Here is a 26,699-nt window from a genome sequence, read left to right as displayed (position 1 = left end):
TGTTCAGCAAATCTAGGTCCTTTACAATAACTTTAGAAATTCCCGTATATGGATTTCTTTATCAAACGATATCCATATATGGTATAGCACTTCCTTAATTACGATATAAGCTCTTACTTGAGTTTATATAAAAAAAATGATATAGGAGGCTATCGAATGTTCAGATTTATTTTACCGTCTTCCAAGCTAGTATTGATTTGCTGTCTGCTGGTGCTTACAACGGTAAGCATGCTGTTCAACAGTCCAAAGGCGTTGTCACATGGTTACGTAGAAGGGCCGGCGAGCCGAGCTGCACTGTGTGCTTCGGGAGTCAATCAGGATTGCGGCAGTATCGTGTATGAACCCCAAAGTCTGGAAGCACCTAAGGGCTTCCCTGCTGCAGGACCTACGGACGGCCATATTGCAAGCGCTAACGGCGTCTTTCCTAAACTCGATGAGCAATCCGCTACACGTTGGTCGAAAGTGAATATGTCTAGTGGCACTAATACGTTTACTTGGAAGCTGACAGCTAACCATTCAACGGCAAGCTGGAAATATTATATTACGAAACCAAACTGGAACCCGAATGCACCTCTATCCCGTGATTCGTTTGACCTGACACCGTTCTGTTCAGTTCCTTATAATGGCAGCCAACCTCCATTTAGCTACACCAATTCATGCAACGTACCCGAACGCAGCGGTTATCATGTCATTCTAGCAGTCTGGGAGGTTGCGGATACTCCCAACGCCTTCTATAATGTCATCGACGTAAACTTTTCCGGGACGAACCCGGTTGATAATGTGGCACCAACACCTCCAACTTCACTTGTTGCAACTGCAACTGCTGCGACCAGTATATCCTTATCGTGGAAGGCTTCATCAGATAATGTAGGCGTAACGGGGTATAAAATTTACAACGGGACTACCTTGATAGGCAATGTATCCGGCACAACTACAAGCTATACCGTAACAGGGCTGACAGCAAGCACGGCTTACACCTTTACTGTCAAAGCAGTCGACGCAGCAGGCAACGAATCTGCAGCCAGCAATAGTGTAAGCGTTACCACAACTGCACCTCCTGCAAACGACACTACTGCACCCACATCTCCAGGCGGGCTGCATGTGATGGGGACACCGACCGCCTCCAGCATTCAGCTGATGTGGACGGCATCCACGGATAATGTAGGCGTGACAGGGTACAAAATTTACAACGGCTCTACTTTGGTTACGACGACATCCGGGACGGCAACGTCTTATACGGTAACTAATCTTGCAGCGAACACGACCTACAACTTCTCGGTTTATGCTGTTGATGCAGCAGGCAACCAATCAGCTGCAAGCACAATCAGCGGTAAAACGGCCGCTGCTTCAACTGCACCTGCCTGGGCAGCCAATACGCAATACACAGTGGGCACAATCGTGAGCTACAATAACCTCACGTACAAATGCCTTCTTACACACACGTCTCAAGTGGATTGGATCCCTTCCGCAACACCAACCCTCTGGCAGCTGCAATAACGGGATTGACTGCAGGATTAGTTAAAAAGAAGTCCTTTTAGATTCTGTTTAGAACCATAGCCGGTCCGTATTCAGGGGATCGGCTGTGTATTACACCATGCAAAATAAGACGCTTAAGGAACTAGTCCCCAACGTCTTATTGCTTGCTTTTTACGTTTCTATACCGATTTTTTATATAAAATGCAATGACTCGGTTTTGATTGATAATCATATACAAAAGTGAATCAAGAGTTTTTTTAGAAAAAATATTATTTATTTGGATATATCCCCCCCCCCTTATAATGATAGACTAAACTCACAAAAAGCCGTTTAATCCACCAAATATATGCCCTAAAACATTAAAATATATCATAATGAAAGAGAGAACTATAGAAATTGGTAGAACAATCAGAACTCTTAACGGACTTTTAGGAACAATAAAAAGTAAAACAATGACCATAATCAGATATATTCCCATAAGTATAGGGATCAAATAGTAGTGAGTGTGCTCAGGTAAGTAAGCGTATCGTAGTTGAAATCCTTCTGACAGTAAAGCTGTAATTGGAAGGGATAAGATTAAGCTAGATACAATTCCATAACCACGTGCATACCACACTACATAAGCACATACCGGCGATATCAACGCGCATATCCCCCAAAATACAATTTCTCTCTTTGGGAAAAAATGCAGAAAGAGCACGCTGTACACATAGTAAACAGTTAGAAGCGATACGAAAAAGGAGAATATCTTTACAGCTGCTAATTTGGGAGAATAACTAAAAACCGATAAGAGTGTTGCAAAAAAAATCCATATACCTAAACGTCCACCGATAGCGTCAAATATGGGGTTAATTCCCTGAGTATCTACAAGCTTTGCTGCTAAACCTAAAATTACCCCGATCACTATCGCACTTACAATTGAAAAAAATTTTTGTTCAGTTGTTGAATTGTTTCTAACTCTAATTTGATTCAACTCATTATGAATCCCCATATAAATCCTCCAATTTCCATAATCATCATATAATTTAACATGATTTATTTGATATTTTAATATATTTTGAGAAATAGCCTTTTTTATAAATTACAAAATTTTTACATAAGTTGGTGTTTTCCAATGTTGTTAGACGAACCTTTCTACATAAAAACTCATCCCAACTGAATAAAGATTACCCTCCCTAGTAATATAGACGAAGTGGAAAATGTCCATGGTTAATTCATAGAGCAGGTTTGCATTTATGGTTTACATTATAAAATATTTATGAGTAAAAATTCTTCTTAGCCCAAATAGACCGCTCCCTGGTCAGGAAACGGTCTATGCAGAAGATATTCTATGAGGACATCGATTTGTTTACACCAATCTTGGTGATGACCGTATCATACGGAGCCAGTTCGAGCGTTTGTTTTCCGTAGTCCGTATCAATTGTCGTTGTTTGAACTTGATCACTATTGTTAATGACGACCAGTATTTTACTCTCCGGATAATAAGTACACTCTGTAAATAAGTTATCCGTGATGTACTTTGAATCATGGAATTCATGACCTGCAAAGCGAATCAGATTCAGCAGCAGCCTTGTGTTCTCCCAACTGAATTCAAATGAAGGCAGGTAGATTCCTTTTCCTTTACCAAAATCATGTGTAGACAATGTAATCATACCATCCGTTTCATCCACCACAGCAGCTGTTCCATCGGTAAGATATATGTTATTCTTCGGCGTTATTCTTGCCCCTTCCGGCAACAAACCATGCTCATCGCAAGTCTCATATGTCCATTTTCCATGAACCACCCTGGCGCCAGTATCCTCATCCACCCCAAGAACATGTGCCATTCTGAAAAAGCTGTCGTACCCTTCTACCGCCGAGGGCTGGTTGATGCCAATAAAAGTACCGCCTTCATACACCCATTTGGTCAGCAGGTCCACACATTGGTGGTCATTCCAATGTTCTCCGCCGCTCCAGGCTGAACCGGCAGAGCCGGCATTAATCACGACATCTATATGTTGCAGAACGCCCTGACGGATATCTTCAAAATCAATGAATTGCACTTCAACCGGTAAGCCTGACAAGGCTTCATTTACATGAATCAAGTCATGCATATACGTCTCATGGAAATGGCCGGACAACGTCCACGATCTTAGTTTGCCCCAGCTATGCAGAACAGCTACCCTCGTCTTAATCTGATAGGGCTCGCCTGCATGATGAAGCTCTTTTATTTCCCTGAACTCGTTCGAAATCTTCTCAATATAATCGCAAAAGTCCGGGTAAGGCTCAACCAGATGCAGGTATCCACCCAGTCCAATCCGGTCAATTGGCTCTCTGAGCAAAGCTCGCCTGATATTGATCCAATACTTTTTGGCATCCAGCGTAGGGTCTCCACCCTCCTTAAAGGTCGGAAGCCCACCTAATCCCACTGGAAACAAGTAGGGATGCAGACGAATTTCATGGGTATCCACGTTAACACCTGAACACATCCTCGCCTCATAACCGGAAAACACACATTTAATCATCCCATCGAATCCAAACTCCTGAAAGCGGTCATTATAAGGCTCCATACCAACCCAGCTGTCATCATAGAAGACATACGCCAGCTTGCCGTGGTTATGCACGATATCAATTAACTTCTTCCCGAATTCGATCACAAAATCATTGATAAACGCCATCCAGTCCAGCTTGCGCTGCTGCGCCGGGATATGGCTTACGCGATATTTGCCGCCATTCACAAAATCCTCAGCAGAGAGTGAATATCCAAATTTTTTGGCAAACAAATCAAGTGCTCTTGAACTTACCGTAAAATCATATGATCCCCAATCCGAGAATAGATGGCGATTACGTTCGTCGCTGCCCCAGATCCATGCGAAATTATAAAATAATGAGGTAAAACGAACCACCGTTGTTTCCGGATGCTGCCGGCACCAATTCTCCATCCAATCCAGCAGATAGGTCTGCGTTTCCGAATAGATCGGATCAATTTGCATCAAATGCTCCTTGTCCCAATGATTCGTGGTGTGATTGTACATCGAAATCTCTTCCCAGATCCGATAGGCCATGAAGCTTACCGTGTATTTATGCCAAGGGACGATGCCGGTAATGACTACATGACCGGATTCCCTCTCATAATTCCACTGTCCTCTTGGCACTTCCTCCCCGGTTGTCCGGTCAAAGACCTGCCAATATTTAAACGCCTCTTTCGAATCATTCACCTTGAATTGTTCGGCAAAAAAATCCTCCATCAGATAGAACGATACATAATCTTGTACAGCTACCTTCGGATTTGTAATTAAAAAACATTGCTGCAATTTATCTTGATTGCGGGATGCCCACTCGTTATGATCCCGGATGATACAGATGGTCGAATAAATGCCATACCCCGCGTTGATAATTTCATCGGATAATTGTGTGCCATCACTGTCACGAATGACATCGGCACCCCACCGTTCGGCAAGTTCCAAAGTCAGTGCCTCATAACCGGATTCGCCGGGTAGCGTAAAGGAGCCTTTGATTGGTTTGGACAATTGGGTTCCCTCCCTATTTCAACATATCGGACAGGAAAGCGAGTGCCAGGCCCTGACCCCAGCCCTGAATCCAGTCTTTTGGAATATTGCGATATCCATCCCGATCTTTCATGACCGCTGTGCCACCCGATACACCCAGTACACGTCCGTCTTCACTAATATTTTTCAAGATGCCTTCCAGGGCCTTTTGCACGTATTTCGTATGCAACGGATTACCGTTATTAATCATCGCTGCTGCAATACCGGCGGAAGCCGACACCTCTTCATACGACTCTTGGTCATCCAGTACCGTGCGCCATAGGCCATTCTCGGTCTGAACGAGCTTCAACGCGGCCAGTTGATCCCGCAATGAGCATTCCACGTCCATGCACTGCGGATATAGATACCAGTCCTTCAACTGTGGTTTTACCTGTGACATGGTGTAGGCGCCCCAAGCGTTCGCTCTGCCCCAATATAATCCGGACATATGATCCTTGTTGACGTTATTGTAGCCGTGGTACCAGAAGCCGCTGCTCGGATCTTGCAGGTATTTGATATGCCAGTAATATTGATTAAGGGCATCCTGGATCATGTCCTGATCCTTTAATTTGCTTCCTACACGGAGCAGGAAAAATGCCGCCATAAACAAGGTATCCGCCCATGCCTGCTCGGGAAAATCATTAGAAATGGATACGGTATGCTGCAGCACGTTATCTCCGAATCTAAGCGCATGATTTTGAAGATAATCCACCTTGCTCATTACAATATCCCAGTATTTCTGGTTCCCTGTTTCTTCATATAAAGTAATCAGCATATGGCCCATCGCACATGTATTTACGGTCCAGTCCGGCAAGCCCAGCTCGATGTATTCATCCGCCCATTGGACAAGCCTGTCCAAGTACTCTTGATTGCCTGTCGTTTGGTAAGCTCTGGATACACCATAATATGCCACACCGCAAGGCCAATCCCACGTTAAATCCATCGCCAATGTTTTTTTCGTAACGTTATCAATAACTTTTAAAATTTCTTCCCTGTCATATTTCACTTGAAGCATCGGTGATTCCCCTCTCGTAGCGCACACGCCCCCAAATGTGCTTGAGAGCTGTCCGTCCATGGTTTGAAAACGCTTTACTTATACCATTGTACGCAGTAAAATAGTGTCAATCTAAGCATATTCGCAACAAAACTGCGCAATTTCAATCATTTATGAATGGGAGTTATTGAATGTGCCCAGAAAAAAGCAGCCTATTATTGAATATCGCCATTACAGCTTGCCGATCCACTTTCCTATTCTGCTGCTAAGCGGTGAACGTTGGAAGATCTCCGATATCAAAAGTGAACATCTTCATTTCCACAACCATCTGGAGATTGGCATTTGCCATTCGGATAGCGGCATTATGGAGATCAAAGGTGAATCGGTACCTTTTAAAGCCGGTGACGTAACCTTTATCCCCAGATATCTTCCTCATACAACATATAGTACACCCAATGAAGCCAGCTTATGGTCTTATCTCTTCTTCTCGCCCGAGGACCTCTTTCAACAGTCGTTTAAGAACAGTGCCTACAGTAACTTTCAGCCCAATTTGAAGGCAATTAAGGGATTGAACTGCATTTTAAACAGGGAGGAACATCCGAAGATTTATAACCTTGCGACATCTGTCGTAGAAGAATTGAAGCAGAAAAATCCTCTTTATCAGGAAAGCGCCTATGGCCTATTGTTATCCCTTTATATCGAACTCCTGCGAATCCATTCCCGGAATGAACCTTTGGCAGATCAAGAAACGCAGCATAATCTAAAAGGTGATCTTGTTATTTCTCCGGTGCTGGAGTATATCACCAAAAACTATATGTCGCCCATAACCATCGATTATCTCGCTGATCTGTGCCATCTGAGCACCACACATTTTCGCAGGAAATTTCATGACATTATGGGAACCGCACCTCTGGATTTCCTGAACAGCACCCGGATTGAAGAAGCCTGCAAGCAATTAAAAAGCACGGACGCTTCCATTCTTTCCATCTCTGAACAAGTCGGTTTTCAGTCCATTTCCAGCTTCAATCGTTGCTTCTCCAAACTTATGGGTAAATCGCCGAAAGAATGGCGCAAAGGCGCAAAGTCCGAAGTGCAATCTGCGAAAGCCTCCATTTTGGAGATTACAGGGTGGATATGAATTGAATTCATGTACACACCCGAATCACTTACGCAATATAAGCTAAAAAAGCCCGGAAGTCGCAATGACTTTCGGGCTTTTTTAGCTGGTATAGCTCACTTACATTTACAGCAAATCCAGTTCTGCAAGCAGTCTGCGGACTAGAGTCGCCATCTCGGCACGAGTTACCGGAGCTTTGGGCTCAAGTGTCGTTGCCGATTTGCCTTGAATCAGACCTAGCTTCACTGCTTGCGCAGCACTGTATTTGGCCCAATTGGACAACGTTGATGCATCGTTATAGCCTTCAAGACTACTCGCTGCACTACTCGCTGCTGGTGCAGCATGTCCTGCCATTTCGTATGCACGGATCAGCATGACCATCACTTGCTCGCGTGTCATGGCATCCTGTGGACCGAAACGGTTACCGTTATAGCCCGTCATCAAGCCATATGCAGTTGCCGTTTGCACCATATCATTGTACCAATCCGCTTCCTTAACGTCTGCAAATGTTGAACTTGCGGCTGTGTCCGGTTTCAGGCCGAATGCCCTCACCATCAATGCAGCAAGTTCAGCTCGAGTCATGCTGCGCGAAGGTTCATAGTGAGCAGATGACACGCCATTTACAACCAGACGTGATGCCAGATCGTGAACCGCTTCGCTTGCCCAGTGGCTCTTCATATCACTAAATAAAGCATCATATCGGATAGGCAAGTACACGCTGTTCGTCATACTGCTTGCGATGGCAACCATCCGACCTTCCCGTACTTCAAAGCGGGTCGGCACATGCCGCAAGCTTCCGTCAGCTTCAAGTACCACCACGGTCGATACGGAACGCTCGTCCTCTCCGAGTGGCAGAACCAGTTCTTTGGTTGTCATTTTCAAAAGCTTATCAATCTCGATTGACTTGGTGCCATCACTTGCCGTCATGTTGAAGGCAACCGGAGATCCTCGTGGGATCGTGCGTCCTTCATCGGCAAGCTTCGCAGCAAGCTGTTCGTATGCCTGATCCGATTTACCCACATTCAAGCTTACTTTGATGTCCTCGCCCTTTTGCGCCGGGAACGCTGCTTCAAGTGCCTTCAGATCGATGGCATTCCAATCCAAACGATAACTTCCCCAATCGCTCTCCAGATCCATTGCAATGTCCTTGCCAGCGAGCTGTTTAACCAGGTCCGCATCCAGTTCGAAGCGCAGCTGCTCCAGTTGCCCCGCAACGTGTAGACGAATTCGCTGTCCTTGCTTGGCTGCATCAAGCAGCGCTTCTCGCACAGGATGAGCAACCACGGTTGGACCATTGGCGCCTGGAATAACATCAACCAGCAACAATCCATCCTTATGCACTGCATCCAATTCCAGAGGTATCTTCATGTCTCTACCTCCAACGGCACTATCGATGGCTACACCACCCACCGTCAATGGACCAACAGGCACATTCGATGCCGGCGGTTTGCTGCCGCCCGAGCTTGGCACGCTTGGCTCCACGCTTGAAGAGATCCGCTCATTCACCTTCACGGCAGCAGAGGATGCTGTCGTGAGTTTTGGCTCACGGTTTGTACGTTTGGCGATTACAACCCACTCGCCTGGTTTTGCTTTGATCACTTTATCAGAAGGCAGCGTGTTCCATCCGCTGATATCCTGTTCAAATGTTGGCAGCATGACTTGGGATTTGTCCGCAAAGATGCGGTACGCCAGTTCACTGCCAACCATGTTGCCTTTATGTCCGGCAGCGCTGATCGAGACACGTGTCTCTCCCTTGTTGCCCGTGCCGATGGTGGATGCTTTGATCGTATCCATGTAATCCGGCGGCGCAGTTCCCGTCTTCGGTGCAACTACGGATACGATATCCGTCGTGCTGAGCTCCGTACCTTGCCACTCATAATCCGCTTGGATCAGAGCCGCCCCAACACGTTTACCCGCAATAACGCCATCATCCTGAAGGGCTGCATTCGCTTCACCCATAACTAGGCTGTATGTGATGTTATCGTTGTCCGCAAGTTCGCGAGTACCGTCTGTATATTCAACATAAGTCTGAACCGCAGCTTGCTCACCGCCAGCAACAACTTCCTCTGGCATGACCAGTTTCAGTCTGCGCGGCAGTTTGAACTCGCCGTTCAGCACCTCGACAACGGCAGAATTAACATTGCCTGCTGCGTCCTCGGTTTTAATCCGGAGACGTGTCTTCAATCGGTTCACATCAATCGGAACCTCATGTTTAAAGACCCCGTTCTCGTCCGGCTTGAACTGTGCCAATTGTTGATCACTATCCGCATCCGTTACCGTCACTTGGGCATCCGTCATCGTTGTGCCCTGTACGAGCGCCACACCTGCCTGTACCCGTTCACCTTGTGAAGGTGAATCCAGATAGATCATCGGAGCCGTTGTATCGATTGTAACGTACAGCATCGTGACAGACGTATCGCCCGTACTGGTGTTGCGGGCCTTGAGCTGGACGGCATAGACGCCATCGACCTCAAAGTTGAACTTCAACTTGTCTGTTGCAGCAAGGTTAAACGTACCGAGTGAACCATCGTCGGTCGAAGCCTCCACCACCACGTTTGGCTGATTGGCGGCCGCATTCACGGTTACCTGATTCGAACTTGTAACCACCTCGTATTGGTTGTTGACCACTTGTTTGTTATCGAGCGAAAGCACTGGCCCTGCAGGGACAGGAAGCAGCTTCGGCCCGCTGTATGTCGTCGTGGATAAACGAAGATTCGTTTGCTCATCCGATGCCGGTTTACGTGCAACCGTAACACCCATGCGATACGATTTACCTGGCTCCAGTCCGGAATGACGTACCTCTTTATCCTCCATGACAATCGTACCGTCTGCATTGCGCAGCAACTTGCCGTCTGCACCCAGCTTCGGTGTTCCCAATTCATTCCATCCGCCGACGGTTACATGATACTTGCCGTCCTTAAGTGTGCCTTTCAAGTCGGATTCACTGTATCCTTCCTCCCCGAACGGATCGTATAGATGTCCTTGCTCATCCGATGCGGTCAGGATATAAGTGAACTCCTCCGCTTCTTCTGCTGCTGTTTTGGTGATCGCCGGGAAAGCGACCTCGAACTGCCCGTTACCAATGCTTGTCGTTTCCACCGCTGCCACGGCGTTCGGGGCAAACGGGTCCACGAGCGTATACGCTTCCTGTGAAGATAGAACAGAGAACGCCATGACCGTTTTCAGTTCCGTACGCAGGTAATAGGTCCCTTGTTGCAGCAACCCACGAAGGTCTGCTCCGCCGAGGTACGCAATCTGCTTCACGTCAAAGGTCATTTCGCCGGATGCACGACCGTCCGCACCAATATCGGCACTTTCGATCTCGATGCCTTTGGCAATCATGATTCCTGGATCAACGGATTCATCCGGTGTAGGGGTTGCCTGCAAACGATCCGAAGACAGATACAGATCTACCGTATCTCCCGGCGAAGCGTTGTCCACGGTCCAGGTTGCCGTGAATTGATCCGAATTCTGTGTGTCTACTGCCAGTGCCGTTGATGACAGTTCCGGAAGTACCGGAATGTTCATCAGCTTGGACTTGACTGATTGACTGGACGTCAGCGTCCAGCTTCCCGTTTTTGCATCTTCCTGTGGAATCGCAATATAAATCCGACGGATATCGGTGCCCTGAAGCTCTTCTTTTTTGGTGACTGCTGAACCGTCGCTCTTCAGATCACCCTCTTTAGGTGCTTTGATAATCTGTTCAAATGCGGTTGCGTTCCGATCTGTTGCTTCTCCGTACACGATATCGTACGTGCTTCCGTCGTCCCGCTTGAGGGTCAGGGTAGGTCTGGTTGTTGTAAAATACTCCAATTCAAGAAGCGCATCCCCTGTCACTCCGCTCATCGGAATCACATGCGTTTTCCCTCCATTGGACGTACGAATGCCGCCAATGCCGAGATTTTGCGAGCTGTCCTCGATCATGTCGATGCCGTCCGCAACGGCGGTATAGCGAATCTCGTAACGCTCTGGCTCCTCATTCTCCCACGAGGTCGCAAGCGTCTGAATCCCTGTTCCGATCTCTAACAGGCGCGGCCCCTGCTCCGGATCATTAATCGACAGATGTGCGAGCGCCTCGTTGTCCAATGCCGATCCATCGGTCATGAACGAGATGCCGCCACCCCAGTAATATTTGATACCCAGGGTGAGGAATAACAAGGAGATCCCTGCCCACAGCTGGTCATTATTAGCTCCTGCTCGGACGCCGAATCCCAAACCACCAACAACCGGCACCGATCTCGGCACCTGTATTTTGGAGCTAACCATGCCTTCAAAATCGACTCGTCCCTTCTCCAGGTTCTCGCCGATAAACAAGCTGGCACTGCCCACGATAATATCCCATCCACCGACATCAATCTGTGCCCTGGCCCGGATAAACATCGGGCTGGCCCATTGGGTCTGGACAAGTGCTTCCGTCAGCATCGGGATGACTTTGCTGCCTTCACCGAAGCCAAGTTTGCCCACCACTTTGAATCCGGTAGCTTTGAGCGTCAGGTCTACACTACCTGAGAAAACAGCTGGCTTCTGTCCCAGCTCCATGTCGATACCTGCCTCCAGCGTCAGCGGCAAGCGCTCGGTACCACCGGCAATCGTCATCGCAAGTTCGCGGATTGCGCCGCGCAGGCTTGAAATTTTGGTAGCCGGATTGATCATGATACCCGGATCAGGAAGATCCGATCCAAAAGCAATGACGTCCGGAATAATCCGTCCATCCGGAACCCGTTTAAAGGCAAGCTCCGCACTGATGGAGAACATGTTCTCCAGTTTGGCCTCAAAGTTAACGCCATACGAATTCATGACGCCGTATTTGTTCGGATCTTTGTAGTGCGTAACATTGATACCTCCCTTTACACTATCCTCGGAGTCCGGTTTGAACAAACCAATTCGATTATCCAGTTCAAACGCCAGTGAGGAATCAATGCCCACAAAGCCCGACTGGTTGAACATAACGTTGCTAACTTCCCCGTTCACAATGAACATCTTCATGGAACCACCGAAGGCCACACCATCCTGCCGCAGCACGAAGTCATTAAGTTTCAACCCAAAGCCATTCAGCGAGAAGGTAGGTGTTGAGAACAGTGTATGTTTATTAAAATACACATAGGAGACAAGCAGATTACGGTAAGGATTGAGCGCATCGCCCAGCATACCGTTAGCCCATGTCAGAGTACCGTTCAAGGTAGGGTCTTCCGGATTGCGTCCGTTCTCCCATTCCTGCTCTTCATCCGTCAGCTTTGATTCCGTGCCGAGTGACTTATCAAATCCGTTGTAGAAATCAACGGTCCATTCGCCCGAATGGAACACGAACCCGCTATTGGCCACGCTCAGCGTACCGTCGCCACCCACAAAGAGGGTCTGCAAGAACGGCGTATCCGTATTTGCTCTCAAGTCTTGGGCAAGCGGAAAGTTCCCCATGGAAATGGTAAGATCTTTCCCTTTATAAGCAACACTCTTGTTGATAATTGCAGGCTCGGTATCGGATTGAACCGTGTATTGCGCATTCGCACCTGTACCGGACTGCACGATTTTACCGCGTACCTCCAGTACGATCTCCTGCTCGGTATCGTCATCCAGATCTTGTTCAAACGTTTCGAAGGCCGCTTCATTTTCGAACGTTTTGACTGCATATACCGGAGAAGCCGATACATCGATAGCTCCGGCTATATCCAGGGCAGGGTCCAGCTTGCGTGAAGCTGCCACCATTTCCTGCTTGGCTGCATTGAGTCTCGCCCGATCCTGATCGAGCTTGGTTTTGAACTGCGAGTCCGTCAAATTACCGTACGTCCATGGCAGCACGCTAGCAAATGTCGCTTTCTCGCTGGCGCCAGCATTTAAGTCCAGGTTGGTTTTGTATACAGCGAGAATGCCCGCCTGACGAACCCGGTTCTCTTCGTTCTCAGTTACGGCAAAGGTCTGATCTGTCTTGAAGCTGAGTGCTTCAGCCAGTTCGGGAATGGTTTTGTCCCGGTAATCCACCTGCACCGCATATTCACCCAGCGGCAAAATTGAATCATTCAGCACTTCGAGCGTTGTACCGTCCGCCCTCACCTTTTCACCGCCGCGATATACCAGCTTCAAGTCTCCCGCGAACCCGTTACCAAGCGGTTGGGACGTTACAGACCGGGTCACCGGCACTTTGTACCGATCTCCGTTCTTGACGTTCACCAGGTACATGTCAAAGTTAGCGGCGGTAGATGTCGCTTCATTGCCGACATTGTATGCGGCGATATTGGACACGTTCAGCGTGATGTACTTCTCATCCTTACTGTACGTTTCCTCCGGTGACATGGCGTACACCAACGTCTCTCTTAACTCCCCCACCGGCGGCAGGAAAATAAAACCTGCTCTCGACGATTCATAGATTGCACGAATCTCCGATTCCGGCAGTCCTTCGCTCTCACTAACCGCCGTCTCCAGCTTTTTCTCGGTCTCCGGGCTGCTCACCGTCACCATGTACTGGCGCGTTGAAGGCCAGGCTTTCCCTGTCCCCTTCACCCGCCATTTGGCAGCGACGACTTCTCCCGGTTTATACGGGATGAATTCGACGCCCTGTGCGGCTTGTTCCGGTGGAACATCCTTGCGAAACGTGAGTTTTTGGCTTGTCGAATTCAGCACCTTGCCGTCCTCATCCACGAAGCTCAAGCCGTTCTCCAGCGTCAAGGTTACATCGATCTGGCTATGGTTCATGTTGAACATCTCCAGATTCTCGATCTCCGTATTCACTTCGAACACGCCGTCATTGACGTAACCTGTCTCTTCCTCATTCGTCTCCAGCTTCTGCGTTGGATCAAGGAAACGTACATCGAATACCTTCTCAGGGGATACAATCTCACCCAAGCCATACACCAGTTCAAACGAGTGCTGGCCGCCAGCCTGAACCGTATCAGGCTCCCAATAGAAAGCGACCGCCGTATCGGCTGTACCGTAATCATTCGTATCCTGTGTAAAGTCGAAATTCTCGTCCGGTTCATACTCCCATTTCGTTCCGGCGAGGTTGGCCCAGTGCCCGACGATCATCTCATCGACGATGTTAATCCCGCCTTCGAACAAGTTGTTAAATCCATAGGCAATGACATTCGTCGCCAGCGGATTGCTTGGATCAAGCTTGTCCCGCATTACCCAGTAAGGTGGCAGTTTATGCAGATTATACGCCTGCTCGTCCACATTTTTGTCATAACCGAGCTTCTCTGGCTCGTGGACCAGCTTGCGCTCCACGGTAAGTGGAACGGAATAATTCTGCCCGATCTGGAAGGCCGGGCCATCATTGCCCCCGACCGACGTGTCCAGCAATACACGTGATCCAATTTCCACTTTGGCATTCGTCGTATTATCTACCATGTATTGGACACGCACATTGCCGCCCTGATCTTTATCTTCCTTCAACAGCAAGGTGATTACCTGACTGATACGAATGCCTTGCACTGTCCATACCGTAACCAGACTTTGGGTACCGTCATTTCCCGTTACGACCTTCGGAGGTGTAACCTCCGAGGTCCAATTCGGTGCCATTTTGTACGGATTACCGAAGATCAGATCTGTTCCGTTAATGCGGAATGTCGTGAACGACGTCTCCGGGTTATCTCCACCGAAGATCATATCCACGCCGTTGTCCTTTTTACGGATCGGCTGGCCGTCCTCTGTACGAATACTGAAGCGACCGCTTGCATTGTCCACCGTTACCTTGATCAACCCGTTCTTAATGGATGTCGTTCCCGCTGAGGAAACGGCCGCTGCCGCGATATGAAGCGGCAAGATGCTGATCAACATGATCATGGCCATCAACGTTGCGATTATCCGAATGATTTTGTTCCGTCGCATGGGTGAACCCCTTCCGTTTCTCTATTTGGCCCGATTAACGAGCAGCGTGGAATATACGCGTTCCCGTTCCTGATTCTGCACAATAATCGTATACCATCCCGCTTTGGGCAATGTTACCTTGAAATCTTTGCTGATTAGTTCCTTATAGGTCACTCTGGTCGCGATGTATTTCATCTGTCCTTCACGTACCAGACCCGGGAAATAATAAATGTCATACGTGCCGAATTCGTTCTCCATCTTGGTTCCGCCCGAAGTCTCGATCGTTCGGAAGTTGCTCACATTAAACGTAACGGTCCCTGTATTCACGATGGCTGTTTCGGACTCTGTGTCCGACAACGGAATGCCATTGGCTGTAACGAACATGCCGTCCGTCGAACGTACAAACACCGTTTGCAGCACATAGCCTGCATTGCCGAGCTGATCTTTCGCCGTGTAACGAATGGTGTGTTTACCCGCAACCATCAGGTTCAGCGGCTTCTCCACGTATTGTCCACCTTCCAGCACATATTCCGCAGCTGTTACCTGGATATGCTCCGCATCGGAGAGATTATCGCTCACTTCGTAGCCTCCCAGATCGGTGACCAGATCAAAGCCTGGTTTGTTTTGCAAAATCGTAGTGGAGGCTTTGTTCAAACGAATTGTTGGTGCGGTGTTATCCAGACCGCTAATCTTAAAGTTAACCTGTTTTTTGTTGCCAAGTGCGTCTGAAAGCAAGATTGAATGCTCGCCATTGCTGGCGTAATCGGTACTGAAGCCCGACACTGGAGTTGCCCCCGCATAGATCGTATTGCCTTCCACCACAGATGATGGCATAACCAGACCCACGCGCACTTTCCCTTTGGAGTATGCCTGATTGCCGATCTGCACCATTTTGCTGTCATCGATGATCTGTCCGTCATTGTCTACCCGAACCATCGTGATCTCTTCTACAGCCGGGATCGATCCTACCAGAGTTGTAATTGCTTCGGACTCCAACTTCGCATGGTTCCCGGCAGCATCTGCCAGTGAGAAGCGCGCTTTGCTGCCGGAAGTCATGACCATTGAAGACTGGTTCGTTCCCGCGCTATTGGAGACCACCTGATAATCCTGTACCTGTCCCTGTTTCGGTAACACTTGCGCCACAGTCAGATTGGATGCAATCACATTGCTGGTTGTCGGTGCTGCGAAATGAGTAAATTCTCCGTTTGCGTTGTACCCATCACCCGTGCTGTCCACAACAGCAGTCCCGCTGCCGTAACGAATCAACGCCTTGAGATCCGGATGGTTGTAATGCATAACAATATCTGCTTCCGGCGGCGTGGTATCAATATTGCTCACCATTGCCGTCACACTGCCTGTGAAGCCAACCGCATCTTCATACTCAAACGTGAATTCACCGTTCTCACGGAACGTTTTGGATGACGTCGGTAAATTGGTAATGCGGATCGGTTCACTCGATTGCAGACTTACTTTAACTGTGCCATTCGTTGCCGCAATGGTGGAATACTTCACGTTCACCATTGGCGGCGTATCATCAAAGTTAGAGACCACGATGAATACCGTTGCTGTATTGCTGCCATCCTTCACAGTAAAGGAGTAGCTTCCATTCCGGTATATTTTGAACCGTTTGTTCGCCTCCAGCGTTTCCGGCATTTCCGGGTTACTGTTCGTTGGCTTCACGGTTTTGCCATCAACGAGGTCAAACAGGATCTCTTGTCCTTCGTTCTGCCCACCATCCTGTACCTTCTCGCCACCACGAATCGGTATGATCTGCTCCAGGGAAGCAAGTCCATAAGCCGGGGCATCCTGAAGCTGAATCTCAGGTGTTACGATATCGCTGATATTGTCATAATAGCCTTTGAATTTGACCCGGACCTGTGATTTGAGCTGTGCCGCATCGTTGGTATCGACAGGAACGCCAACATAGTTCGTGTAAGGCAGCCATGTACTCCAATTGTCCCCGCCATTGGTCGAAACGGAATAGAAGTAACCTTCCTGTGCCGGTACATCTACCGTCAATTCCATAATCGCGGTGTATCCGCCATCTCCCGGACCTTCTGTCCGAATCAAACGTGCGCTTCCAACAGGCGGTTCACTGCTCAGATAGAACACGGCAAACAGACCACTTGTATGATAGAGCTTGCTGTTGCCCAGGCTGTCGCTGGCATGAACATAGAGACGGTAATTACCGTTGTCCTTTTTGTTGTCTACCTGCAATGTGATCAAACGATCCGCAGGCGACACGCTCCAGCCTTTACCTTCCGGATCTGGCTCCAGTTCGTCTTGCCCGTCAATCACCTTAACCCATTGGTAACGAATGTTTTTGGCTGCAACGCCGTTAAAATCCACCAGTGTGTCAGACACATCAATCTGTACCGTCTGCTCCGGCATCGGATATAGGTAACCCTGCGAACCAAATTTCGTAACAGGTGGCAAATGGTCGAATTTGTACTCCTGATAATAGTAGTAATAACGTCCGGTATCCTGCTGCTTGATGCGTACGTGTGCGTACCAGGTCCCGTTCAACGTTTTGTTGGCAGGAAAACTATAGCGCTCGGCGGGTACATCCCCCAGCTTCGTTTCCTTCGGTGCATCCTCAAAAGCAGCCCATTTACTGTTCCCGATAGGGCGCTCGGAGCTTTCCGTGTATTGATATTCAATCGTGTCGATCGGTACACCGCCAACGGTGAAGTCGGGTCCGTCATTGATCGCATAGGTGCCCGGGTAGGCTTTGAACTTGGTTGAGATGACGAGCACGTCCACCGCTTTGGGCTCGGCAATGGCTGTATGACCAGCCACATCCTCAGCTTTGGCATGCAGCTCGTATCGTCCGCCTTTGGCAATCGCCGGATCATTCAATGTCGATATCTCAGCTTCACCTTGTGCGTTCAGTGCAGCATCCTGCCACCCGGAAGTAACAGGGGTTTTGCCTGCTTGCACGAACTGGTATTGAACCTTGTTATTTTTAATAGAAGATGTCGGATCGGTAGCCTTAACCGTAATCTTCACATTGTCTGAATTATTGTCCACTACGTTCGCGACTTCGACGGTTGGATCATCGTTGTCAATCTTCAACAGGCCGACATGGTACGACCAATTGGAATCATCATGTTTGAAATCGGCCAAAGGCCACTGCGTTGTATTGCCGTAATCGGACAGATTTGGCAAAATACTTGAGCGATAATATTCCTCCAGCTCAGCAGATGTTGCATCCTGATGTTGGGCAAGGTAAGCTGCACGTTCACTGCTGCCTTTGTCATATTGAATCCGTTGACGTGCCGAGTCCCAGCTCATATCAGCAGTCCATGTATGCAAATACCAGTTCCCGTTCAAGCCTGTGCCATCATCCGGCAGTTGTACCTTCACGCCATTCTGTCCGGCAGACAGTACCACGTCCTGAAAACCAGATGTATACAGCTCCTCGGAAGGCTGCTTCTGCGTCAGGGAATACCGTTTCACCGCAGCAAAATTGTCGTTTTGTTCCGCGAAGGGATCATCCGGACTCTGGTTCAGCAGATAATATACAAGCCCGGAACCGCTACCTGGTCGGAACAATCCTTTGCTTGTCTGACCGTTCAAGTCAGGGTCGAACGCATTGATTGTGAACGAACCATTCCCCACATATTGCCCTTCGGGAATGATTTCTCCGTCCTGATTTTCATAGACAAAATTCACTTCGGGTGCCGTGTTATCCACGGACAATCCGGCCCAATCAATCTTCTTGATCGGCTCAGTAAGCACGTTACCGGCGTAGTCCGTCAGCGCCTTCCCATCGCCAGGGTTGCTGGCATGCTCCAAAGCAGCTGTCTCCAGCAATGACGTTTCGATACTCTTGCCTTCCGGCACCGTCATACGGAACGTCCATGTATTGGTGTTCTGACCGCCGACATATGCTGCGGTCAAGCCGTTGGCAAACTTGAGACGTGTATCCTCGGTTGGCGTAAATGAACTGATCACCTGTTCATTAAGGTTTACAGTAAAATCAACAACGTCGCCCTTGTTCAGTACAAGTCCCGTCAGCACTTCAGGCTGCACGCCGTTGCGGGATGCCGAGTACTGCGGTACTCGCGCGTCGATAATGGTACGGAACGTGCCGCCCGGGTTCGCATTATCGGCAAAAGGAACCGTACCAATGCCGCTAAAAGCTGCAACGGGATTACCAGCACCATCAATAAAGCCCGCTGCATTCATCCGTTCCAGCAATGTTGGACGATCCTCCTCCAAAGGCGCGATCAGGCGCTTCGGATCAATAGGGATGTTGCCTGTGCTATCATTTAACGCAGCCTGATAACGAAGGTTGAATATGGAGCGTGCATGACTGTTCAAGTTTAGTCCACCCGCCGCAAAGTCACTGTATCCGCTATCTGCGCTCGTTAGATAATAAACGGACGGATCGAAGCCGTCTCCACCTGGATTACTAAACAGTTCCGTACGCATAAAGCTGAATTTGCCATCAATCCGGTCAGAGGCATCCTCTGCAAAAGACGGAAATACCGGCTCGCTGAAGTTCAGCGCCAGGTTGAGGTTACTTCCCTGCTTCAGGAACAATTCATTCTTCTGTACCGCAGGGTCGGCATTGAACCGAACCACGCCATTATGGGTCAATGTATTTCCTGTATAAGTTGGCGGCGTGATGTCTGCGAAATACAGTTCAATGTCACTTGCCCCACGCAAGGCTCCTTCCATTACGATATCGATGGTATCGTTGGGACCAAAAGCAATCCATGACGAGTTTGCCGATTTATCGAAATTAAACTGGGTGAATTTTTCCTTCCCGTTAATGGCCACTTGGATCAGGGCTCCACCCAGAAATATGTCCAACGATCCGATTTTCAAGAGCATTCTGGCTTGTCCGCCTTCAGCTAATCGTCTAAGCGATGGATTCGCAGCAACTGAAATCGTGGCGGACAATGAACCAAAGCCATTCATTTTCACATGTCCTGCACTTAACGCTTCGACGCCTTCTTTCTTGGTTGATGTTCCCGGCGCACCAGCAGCAAATATGCCAAAGCTGTTGGCCTCAAACTTTTTAATATTGTTGTTCCAAGAGGACATATCCCCCTGATTAATGATTTTGCCACCGCCGTTCGGAATATAAATATCCGTATAACCCGCAGCTGCGGAAATGGTCGGCATTTGTGGCCAGCTCACTGACGTCAATGTCAGCAAGGCGACAAGCAGGCAGAGTGATAACTTTTTGAACATGCGAGATTCCCCTTTTTCCCGTTATGTATTCGACTTCTTCATCAGCTTGTGAATATCTTCGACCGTTACACAGATATGAATGCCGTTCATTGTGCGAAACGAACCGGAGATCAATCCGATCACGCGACCATCTTCGTTTAATAAAGGACCACCCGACATTCCCGCGGATACCTGCGCGGAAGTCAGCAACCGAACAACGTCGTTCACCTCGGCGGTTGGTGCATTCACAATGCCCTCTGTAATGATCTTGCCATCCTTCAGTGGGTAACCAATTGCGAAAGACCGTTGGCCATATCTTGCAGTCTTCTTGTCCCCGGACAGGGTAAGTACCGGACGTTTTTTGTTAACCTGCACAGACAACAAGGCAACATCGGTATTCTCATCGGCGCCCGAAACTGTTATTTTTTGAACGGAGCCATCTTCAAATACCGCCTCGAAAGACACCCCATCCTTCACAACATGGGCTGCTGTAAGTGCTTTACCATCACCGATTAGAAAACCGGTACCTACCGTTTTGAGCGTCCCGTCCTTTCGATATGCTTTCAAGTAAAAGACGGCTTGCGCCGCGGACTGATACACTTTTTCAGCCCCGGATACAGCCGCTTTTTCGGTTCCGGCTGCTTTGGCGACAGATAGACCCGTATATCCATTCAGACACGTCACAGCAATCAGAACGGCCAGCATGCCAAACATCCGCCACCGCAAACGCCAAGATGTGATGTTTCTCTCCATTTACTCAACTCCATCAGCCCATAGTCACGCAAAGATAGGTCTTTCGCCGCTTTTTCCGATCCCATTCGACATATCTTGCTTTCGCAGTATATAGGATCACAATAAACAAGCAATAAACAGAAGAAAATTGTCGAAATATGATTGCGTCCTTCTATGGATATCCTTTACAATGCCGATAGAATACTTGAGCTTTTTTCCAATCTACTAAAGGAGCAGCATTTCGTGTTATTAAAAATATCAGGCGTCGTCCTGACAGCCGTGCTTGCCATTTCTGTACTGCTCTTATCCACCATCAAGGAACCGCAATCTGCGGCATTTGATGCCCGTCAGGGCGTTCTGGACCTCTCCGCATGGAACCCGGAAAAGGACCAACGGATCAAGCTGGACGGAGAGTGGGAATTTTACTGGAACCGTTTGCTTCCTGCTGAATCTGTAAACCTGACCGGGCAAACGAGAGAACCTGATGCGTATGCTGATATTCCCGGCTCGTGGAATGGGCTTGAAGTGGATGGCAAATCGCTACCCGCCAACGGCTTCGCCACGTATCGACTGGTTTTGCAAAATGTACCTGTTGAGGGCACACTCGCTATCAAAAAAAAGAACATCCGTTTTGCCAGTGAAATCTACATCAATGGCAGCAAGCTGTTAGAAGACGGGCATGCCGCGTCAAAGCTCGCGGGGTACCAACCGGGCAATTCGCCCCAGATCGGCTTTTTCCCCTATCATGGTGGGGATATTGAAATTTTGATTCGTGTAGCTAACTACGATTACACCGACGCCGGGATTCCTGGTCCCATCTTCTTTGGCGAACAAGCGGCCATGCTGAAAACACATCAAACCAGCACAGCTGTCGAAATCGGTACATTGGCTGTACTGGCTACCATTTCAATCATTTTCCTGATTAGTTACTTAGGGTCTGCACTATATCGGAACAGGGACGACTCCCTGCTGCTGCTAGGTCTGATCTGTCTGCTCTATGCCCTCTACAACGGTATGATTAGTGAACGTGTGCTGGCCATGATAGGCCCCGAAATTTCCTTTAGCACGCTCTATAAAATAAAAGATTTCTGCTCCGTGGCATGCCTCGGTCTGATTATCTTTTACTTCTACCGATTCAGAACAGGCATCCTGTCTGGATGGCTCACGGCTCTAACACTGTTCATCTTCGGAGCTTATATATGCATAATCGCACTGCTTCCTATTTCAGTTTACGGGCTGGCTGCACCCTACGTCATCGTTCTATATACGCTGATGCTGATGTGGTTGCTGTACCAATGCGCATTAAAGTTTCTGACCAGTGAGCATGGCGATCGATTGTCTGCTTTTTTGTGGTATGCGGCTCTGCTCAGCATCACACTGTATTGCCTTGACATTAACCTCTTTTCGATCTCCATCAAGGAAAATATGAACATCGGGCAGGCCAGTATTGTCCTGTTCAGCATCCTGATGCTGTTTCTGGCCGTACTTCGGTTCTTCGAGGCCTATCGTACAGTCCATGCGCTCAAAGACCAGCTGCTCCTACTGGACAAGGTAAAGGATGACTTTCTGTCCAATACCTCGCATGAGTTGAAGACGCCGCTGAACGCGATCGTGAACATCAGTGAGAGCCTGCTCAAAGGTGCCGAAGGACCGCTTACCGACAATCAGGCACATAATCTGGCGATTGTGACGGGAAGCGGCAGACGATTGACCTACCTCGTGGATGAATTGCTGGACTATTCCAAAATGAAACATGGCGACGTGCCGCTCCATCGGTCTGCGACCGATCTGTCCTCGTTCGTCGAATCGGTCTTGCGTATGCACTCCTTTTTACTTGGCGCGAAAAAGGTAGAGCTCATTAATCGTATCCCTGCGCATTTTCCGCCCATCTTTGCGGACGGTAACCGTTTGATTCAAATTATGCATAATCTAATTGGCAATGCCATCAAATTCACAGAACGTGGAACGGTAATCATCACTGCTTCGGTTGTTCAAGGCAAAGCGGAAATACGTATTGTCGATACCGGCCGTGGCATCAGTCCGGACAAGCTGGAGCATATCTTCCTGCCGTTTGAACAGGAAGCGGATACGGGACCTGTCGTTGCTGGGGGCACCGGTCTGGGCTTGAGCATTACGCGTAAGCTGGTCGAGCTGCACGGCGGAACTATTCATGCGGAATCGGCACCCGGCATGGGTGCCTCATTTATCCTGACCTTTCCGTTGGCCGATGGCAAAGGAGAGAAACGGTCCAATATTTTGCCTCTCGCCATGGCCCCTAAAGGTGCTGGTAATCGGCTGCTTCGGTACGAAGAGCCTTCCATTGTGAAAGGAGTAAGGGACGAATGGATCGTTGTTGTGGATGACGACTCGGCCAATTTGCAGACAATTGTAAATCTGTTGAAGCTGGAGGGTTACAGTTATGCGGTAACCACCCGTTCTCCTTCCGTATTGGAGCTGCTGGTCAAGCTTCCTGCCGTGCATCTCGTTATTGCCGACATCATGATGCCCGACATGTCAGGTTACGAATTGCTGGAACGGATCAGGGAGCGCTTCTCCCCTTCCGAGCTGCCTGTACTTATGCTGACGGCGAGTAACAAAGCCCATCAATTGAAGCTGGCCCTGGAGAAAGGTGCTAATGACTTTGTCTCGAAGCCGTTTGAATCGGAGGAATTGCTGGCACGCATCGGCGGTTTAACACGGATGAAGGCCTCGGTTCAGGCCGCGCGAGATGCGGAGATATCCTTTTTGCGGTCACAGATCAACCCGCATTTTCTGTATAACGCTTTGAATGCCATTGCTGAATTGTGCGTGGATGCGCCGAATCGGGCTGAACAACTCATTTTGCAGTTATCAAGCTACTTGCGACGCAGCGTGCACTTTAAACATCTCGATTCCAAAACCAGCCTGACGAACGAATTGGAAATGATCGAAGCATATGTAGCCATCGAGCAAGCCCGCTTCGGCACGCGGCTGGAGGTTATCATTGACGTGGATGCGGACGTGGACCGGAACATGGACATTCCACCACTCACGCTACAGCCGCTGATCGAAAACGCGATTCGCCATGGCTTGATGTCCAGCATTCGCGGAGGTCGCGTCATGTTGTCCATACGTAATCTGAATGATACGGAAACACGCTTCACCATCGAGGACAACGGAATTGGCATAACCAGACAACGGATGGACGAAATTCGGCAATCCACGGACGGTAGTAAAGGCGTGGGACTATGGAATATCTCCAGCAGGTTGAAACTGCTGTATGGCAGACATTTTCAGATGGAGAGCCTGGACGGCGAGGGAACGCGGATTACATTTGATCTTCCAAATCAACGTATAGGCACAGATGGGAACGGGGGTTATGAAACATGATGAAAGTCATCATCGTGGACGATGAGGATTTGTCGCTCAAGCGACTGAATCGTATTCTTACCGAAAGTGGAGAAGTCGAAGTATGTGGTGCGTTTCACGACCCGGAGGAAGCTTACGCCTACGCGGTGGAGAATAGCTTCGATGCGGCATTTCTGGACATTACGATGCCCCGCATCTCTGGCATGCACCTCATTGGTGAATTGCGCAAACATCACCCTTCGCTCCCAATCGTGCTGGTGACCGGATACGAGGAATATGCAGTGCAGGCCTTCGACAAAGACGTTATTGATTACGTCATCAAGCCTGTCACAGCAGAGCGACTGAACCGCAGCATAAAGCGGCTGCAGCAGAAGCTTCACGAATCTAACACGTCTCCTGAACCAACCATGACGGAACCTAAACTGACTGTTCGTATGTTTGGTGAGTTCACCGTGTATGGTGGTGCCGGAGCAGACAGTCCCCTCAAGCTAAGAACGCCCAAGACGGAGGAACTGCTCGCCTTCTTGCTGTATAAAAAATCGACCAGTCGCGATGCGCTGGCCGATACGTTGTGGAAGGACCTCAGCCCACAGAAAGCCTGGACGAACATCAATTCTACACTGTACTATGTGCGACGTGCTATCGGCGACAACAGTGACGTTCCGATTATTTTAAAAGACAGGAACGGCATTCGTATCGACCGGGAAGCTATCAATTGCGATCTGTATGAATTCGAGGCTTTGTTCCGGCAGATGCGTCAGGTATCGGCACATTGCCCCGAGCTCTTTGAGCGAATGGACATGCTGTACGCGGGTGAACTCCTGAAAGGCAGGCACTACGAGTGGGCTTTCGCTTGGTCCAGGCAGCTGGAGCTGGATTTCATCAAGACGATGGAGACTGCTGCTCACTATCATGTGAAGGAAGGCGAGCCGCTGCGTGCGCTGTATTATTTTGAACGTATCCTGCAGATTGATTCGATTCGGGAAGATATCCACCGTGAAATCATCCTGCTGTATCTTTCTCTTGGACGAAGAACCGAAGCGCAGCGACAGTATCTGGTGCTGGAGGAATTGCTTACCGAGGAGCTTGGCTCCAGCCCGGCAGCGGATATCAGACAATTGCTGCGACAATCATAGAACAGCAAAAAGCCCATGCCTTGGCGATAATGCCTTAGGCTTGGGCTTTTGTAGAAACAGATTGCTATTCATCCATCGGTGCCGAATGACTTTAAATTGGTTTCTCCATTACCATCCGGCTAACCAAATTATGCTGTTCTATGCGATCCTCATGCGGGCTGCGTATGAATCGCAATTCGCCTAGAGCGTCTCCGTATTAAGCGTAAACCCTTCAATTACAACATCTTCATCCACTTCAATCATGATACACCGTCTGCCTTGAAAATTTACTTGTTTCACATATCTCAAGTCTTGTGGGCTAACCGAAATCGTAGCCACTTTGGTTTCAATCTTAATGGACTTGGATGTAAACTTCGGCATAACACTGGTCGCTTTCATTTCATAATTCTTGTTGTCGACGATGGTTTCAAATGCACGTTCCACTTTCTCCGATGTCAGATCCTCTACACCGCTTGCGGTCAGCACACGTTCCAGATCTTTATAATCCAGCTTCGGAGGTTCTTCTTCATGTGACTCTTCGTTAATTTCGATAACCCGGTTGATCTCCTCGTACACATGTGCAATTGTAGCTGAGTCGAGCTGTTCACCGGCAACTTCCTTCACGATATCTTCGAAGATCGCCCGTTCTTCCAGTGCTGTCACAGACCGTTCTCCATTCAACACATTTTCAACAAAATGCGGGTCCGGGAAATTGGATTTTCCCGTGCAATACAGAACACGGTTTACATCGGAGTAGTTGTCCGTCACGCTGGGGTACAGAAACCCTTGCTCTGGCGTGCTTAATTTGACAACTGGATCTACAATGACATTGTACTTAAATTCTCTCTCCACGTAATCAAACAAAAGTGTTTTCCGCTGCTTCTCCGTGGAATTCACACTGCACAGAATGAATGGATGTGCGAACACTTCGTTTTTCTCGCTCTCTTCCGCTTCATCGTTTCGAGCCTTGGTAGGCAAGTAATACTGTCCACGAACAAACGTGACCACCATATCCCGTTCATACTTGGCATCTGCCAACATTCGTTCCACCAACAGAAGCATCAGGTCCTGCCACTCCTCCGGATCTCCTGTTACCAATGCTTGGTGAAGCATCACCTGAGCCGGCTCCTCCGCTTGCTCCTGGAACCTCAGCTCAAACAATTTCTGATCCAGCTCGCCTGTCAGCAATTTTTTGAAATTGCCCATGTACAGCTCCTGCTTCTCTCTATCCACCAGTTCAAACGGATGTCGCTCCCAATGATAAATCTCGTTCGTTTCTTTTGTAATATACACGTTGAGAATATCGTAAATATTCAGTAGATCATGATCCATCTTAAACTGTTTGCGTATATGCGCGACTTCTTTTTTATTCATGATTCGTTAGACAACTCCTCAAGTAAATTGGCCTT

Annotated in this window: 11 protein-coding genes; 4 read left to right on the top strand and 7 right to left on the bottom strand. The window is 48.7% G+C overall.

Going from position 1 to position 26,699, the window contains the following annotated elements; all coding sequences use genetic code 11:
- The first annotated feature begins 156 nt into the window (after window positions 1–156).
- Window positions 157–1,497, top strand: coding sequence for a lytic polysaccharide monooxygenase (locus DC345_RS25740; protein WP_113055635.1), 1,341 nt, complete (start codon window positions 157–159; stop codon window positions 1,495–1,497).
- A gap of 295 nt (window positions 1,498–1,792) precedes the next feature.
- Here the strand turns inward: DC345_RS25740 and DC345_RS25735 are convergent, their stop codons facing one another.
- The 3 genes from DC345_RS25735 to DC345_RS25725 form a co-directional block, all read right to left on the bottom strand.
- Window positions 1,793–2,467 (bottom strand): hypothetical protein, encoded by a 675-nt coding sequence (locus tag DC345_RS25735; RefSeq protein ID WP_113055634.1) that lies wholly within the window; start codon window positions 2,465–2,467, stop codon window positions 1,793–1,795.
- Window positions 2,468–2,804: 337 nt separating this feature from the next.
- Window positions 2,805–4,985: a 1,3-beta-galactosyl-N-acetylhexosamine phosphorylase gene (gene gnpA / locus DC345_RS25730; RefSeq protein ID WP_113055633.1), complete on the bottom strand. Its 2,181-nt coding sequence runs from the start codon at window positions 4,983–4,985 to the stop codon at window positions 2,805–2,807.
- Between the two features lie 13 nt (window positions 4,986–4,998).
- On the bottom strand, window positions 4,999–6,018 hold the full coding sequence (locus tag DC345_RS25725) for a glycoside hydrolase family 88/105 protein (protein ID WP_113055632.1): 1,020 nt from the start codon (window positions 6,016–6,018) through the stop codon (window positions 4,999–5,001).
- Window positions 6,019–6,190: 172 nt separating this feature from the next.
- Between DC345_RS25725 and DC345_RS25720 the strand changes: the two genes are divergently transcribed.
- Window positions 6,191–7,135, top strand: a complete 945-nt coding sequence (locus DC345_RS25720; RefSeq protein ID WP_113055631.1) for an AraC family transcriptional regulator — start codon at window positions 6,191–6,193, stop codon at window positions 7,133–7,135.
- Between the two features lie 105 nt (window positions 7,136–7,240).
- Here DC345_RS25720 and DC345_RS25715 read toward each other — a convergent pair whose 3' ends face one another.
- The 3 genes from DC345_RS25715 to DC345_RS25705 are packed head-to-tail and all read right to left on the bottom strand — an operon-like array spanning window position 7,241 to window position 20,848.
- A complete protein-coding gene (locus DC345_RS25715; protein ID WP_113055630.1) occupies window positions 7,241–14,932 on the bottom strand; it encodes an S-layer homology domain-containing protein in 7,692 nt (2,563 codons plus the stop codon).
- Between the two features lie 21 nt (window positions 14,933–14,953).
- A complete protein-coding gene (locus tag DC345_RS25710; RefSeq protein ID WP_113055629.1) occupies window positions 14,954–20,116 on the bottom strand; it encodes a hypothetical protein in 5,163 nt (1,720 codons plus the stop codon).
- 21 nt (window positions 20,117–20,137) lie between these two features.
- Window positions 20,138–20,848, bottom strand: a complete 711-nt coding sequence (locus DC345_RS25705) for a S1 family peptidase (RefSeq protein ID WP_113055628.1) — start codon at window positions 20,846–20,848, stop codon at window positions 20,138–20,140.
- 222 nt (window positions 20,849–21,070) lie between these two features.
- Between DC345_RS25705 and DC345_RS25700 the strand changes: the two genes are divergently transcribed.
- Window positions 21,071–24,196, top strand: coding sequence for an ATP-binding protein (locus DC345_RS25700; protein WP_181586734.1), 3,126 nt, complete (start codon window positions 21,071–21,073; stop codon window positions 24,194–24,196).
- Complete coding sequence (locus DC345_RS25695; RefSeq protein WP_113055626.1) at window positions 24,193–25,311, top strand: response regulator; 1,119 nt, start codon at window positions 24,193–24,195, stop codon at window positions 25,309–25,311. The genes DC345_RS25700 and DC345_RS25695 overlap by 4 nt, the downstream gene beginning before the upstream one ends.
- Window positions 25,312–25,491: 180 nt before the next feature.
- Here the strand turns inward: DC345_RS25695 and DC345_RS25690 are convergent, their stop codons facing one another.
- Window positions 25,492–26,664: a DUF4317 domain-containing protein gene (locus tag DC345_RS25690; RefSeq protein ID WP_113055625.1), complete on the bottom strand. Its 1,173-nt coding sequence runs from the start codon at window positions 26,662–26,664 to the stop codon at window positions 25,492–25,494.
- Window positions 26,665–26,699: the final 35 nt, after the last annotated feature.

Source organism: Paenibacillus taichungensis (genome assembly GCF_003287275.1).
GTDB lineage: Bacteria > Bacillota > Bacilli > Paenibacillales > Paenibacillaceae > Paenibacillus > Paenibacillus taichungensis_A.
This window is presented reverse-complemented; position numbering and strand designations above follow the sequence as displayed.

Coding starts and splice junctions, on each gene's coding strand:
- DC345_RS25740 (WP_113055635.1), top strand. CDS start 157: ATGTTCAGATTTATTTTACCGTCTTCCAAGCTAGTATTGATTTGCTGT.
- DC345_RS25735 (WP_113055634.1), bottom strand. CDS start 2,467: ATGGGGATTCATAATGAGTTGAATCAAATTAGAGTTAGAAACAATTCA.
- DC345_RS25725 (WP_113055632.1), bottom strand. CDS start 6,018: ATGCTTCAAGTGAAATATGACAGGGAAGAAATTTTAAAAGTTATTGAT.
- DC345_RS25715 (WP_113055630.1), bottom strand. CDS start 14,932: ATGCGACGGAACAAAATCATTCGGATAATCGCAACGTTGATGGCCATG.
- DC345_RS25710 (WP_113055629.1), bottom strand. CDS start 20,116: ATGTTCAAAAAGTTATCACTCTGCCTGCTTGTCGCCTTGCTGACATTG.
- DC345_RS25705 (WP_113055628.1), bottom strand. CDS start 20,848: ATGGAGAGAAACATCACATCTTGGCGTTTGCGGTGGCGGATGTTTGGC.
- DC345_RS25695 (WP_113055626.1), top strand. CDS start 24,193: ATGATGAAAGTCATCATCGTGGACGATGAGGATTTGTCGCTCAAGCGA.
- DC345_RS25690 (WP_113055625.1), bottom strand. CDS start 26,664: ATGAATAAAAAAGAAGTCGCGCATATACGCAAACAGTTTAAGATGGAT.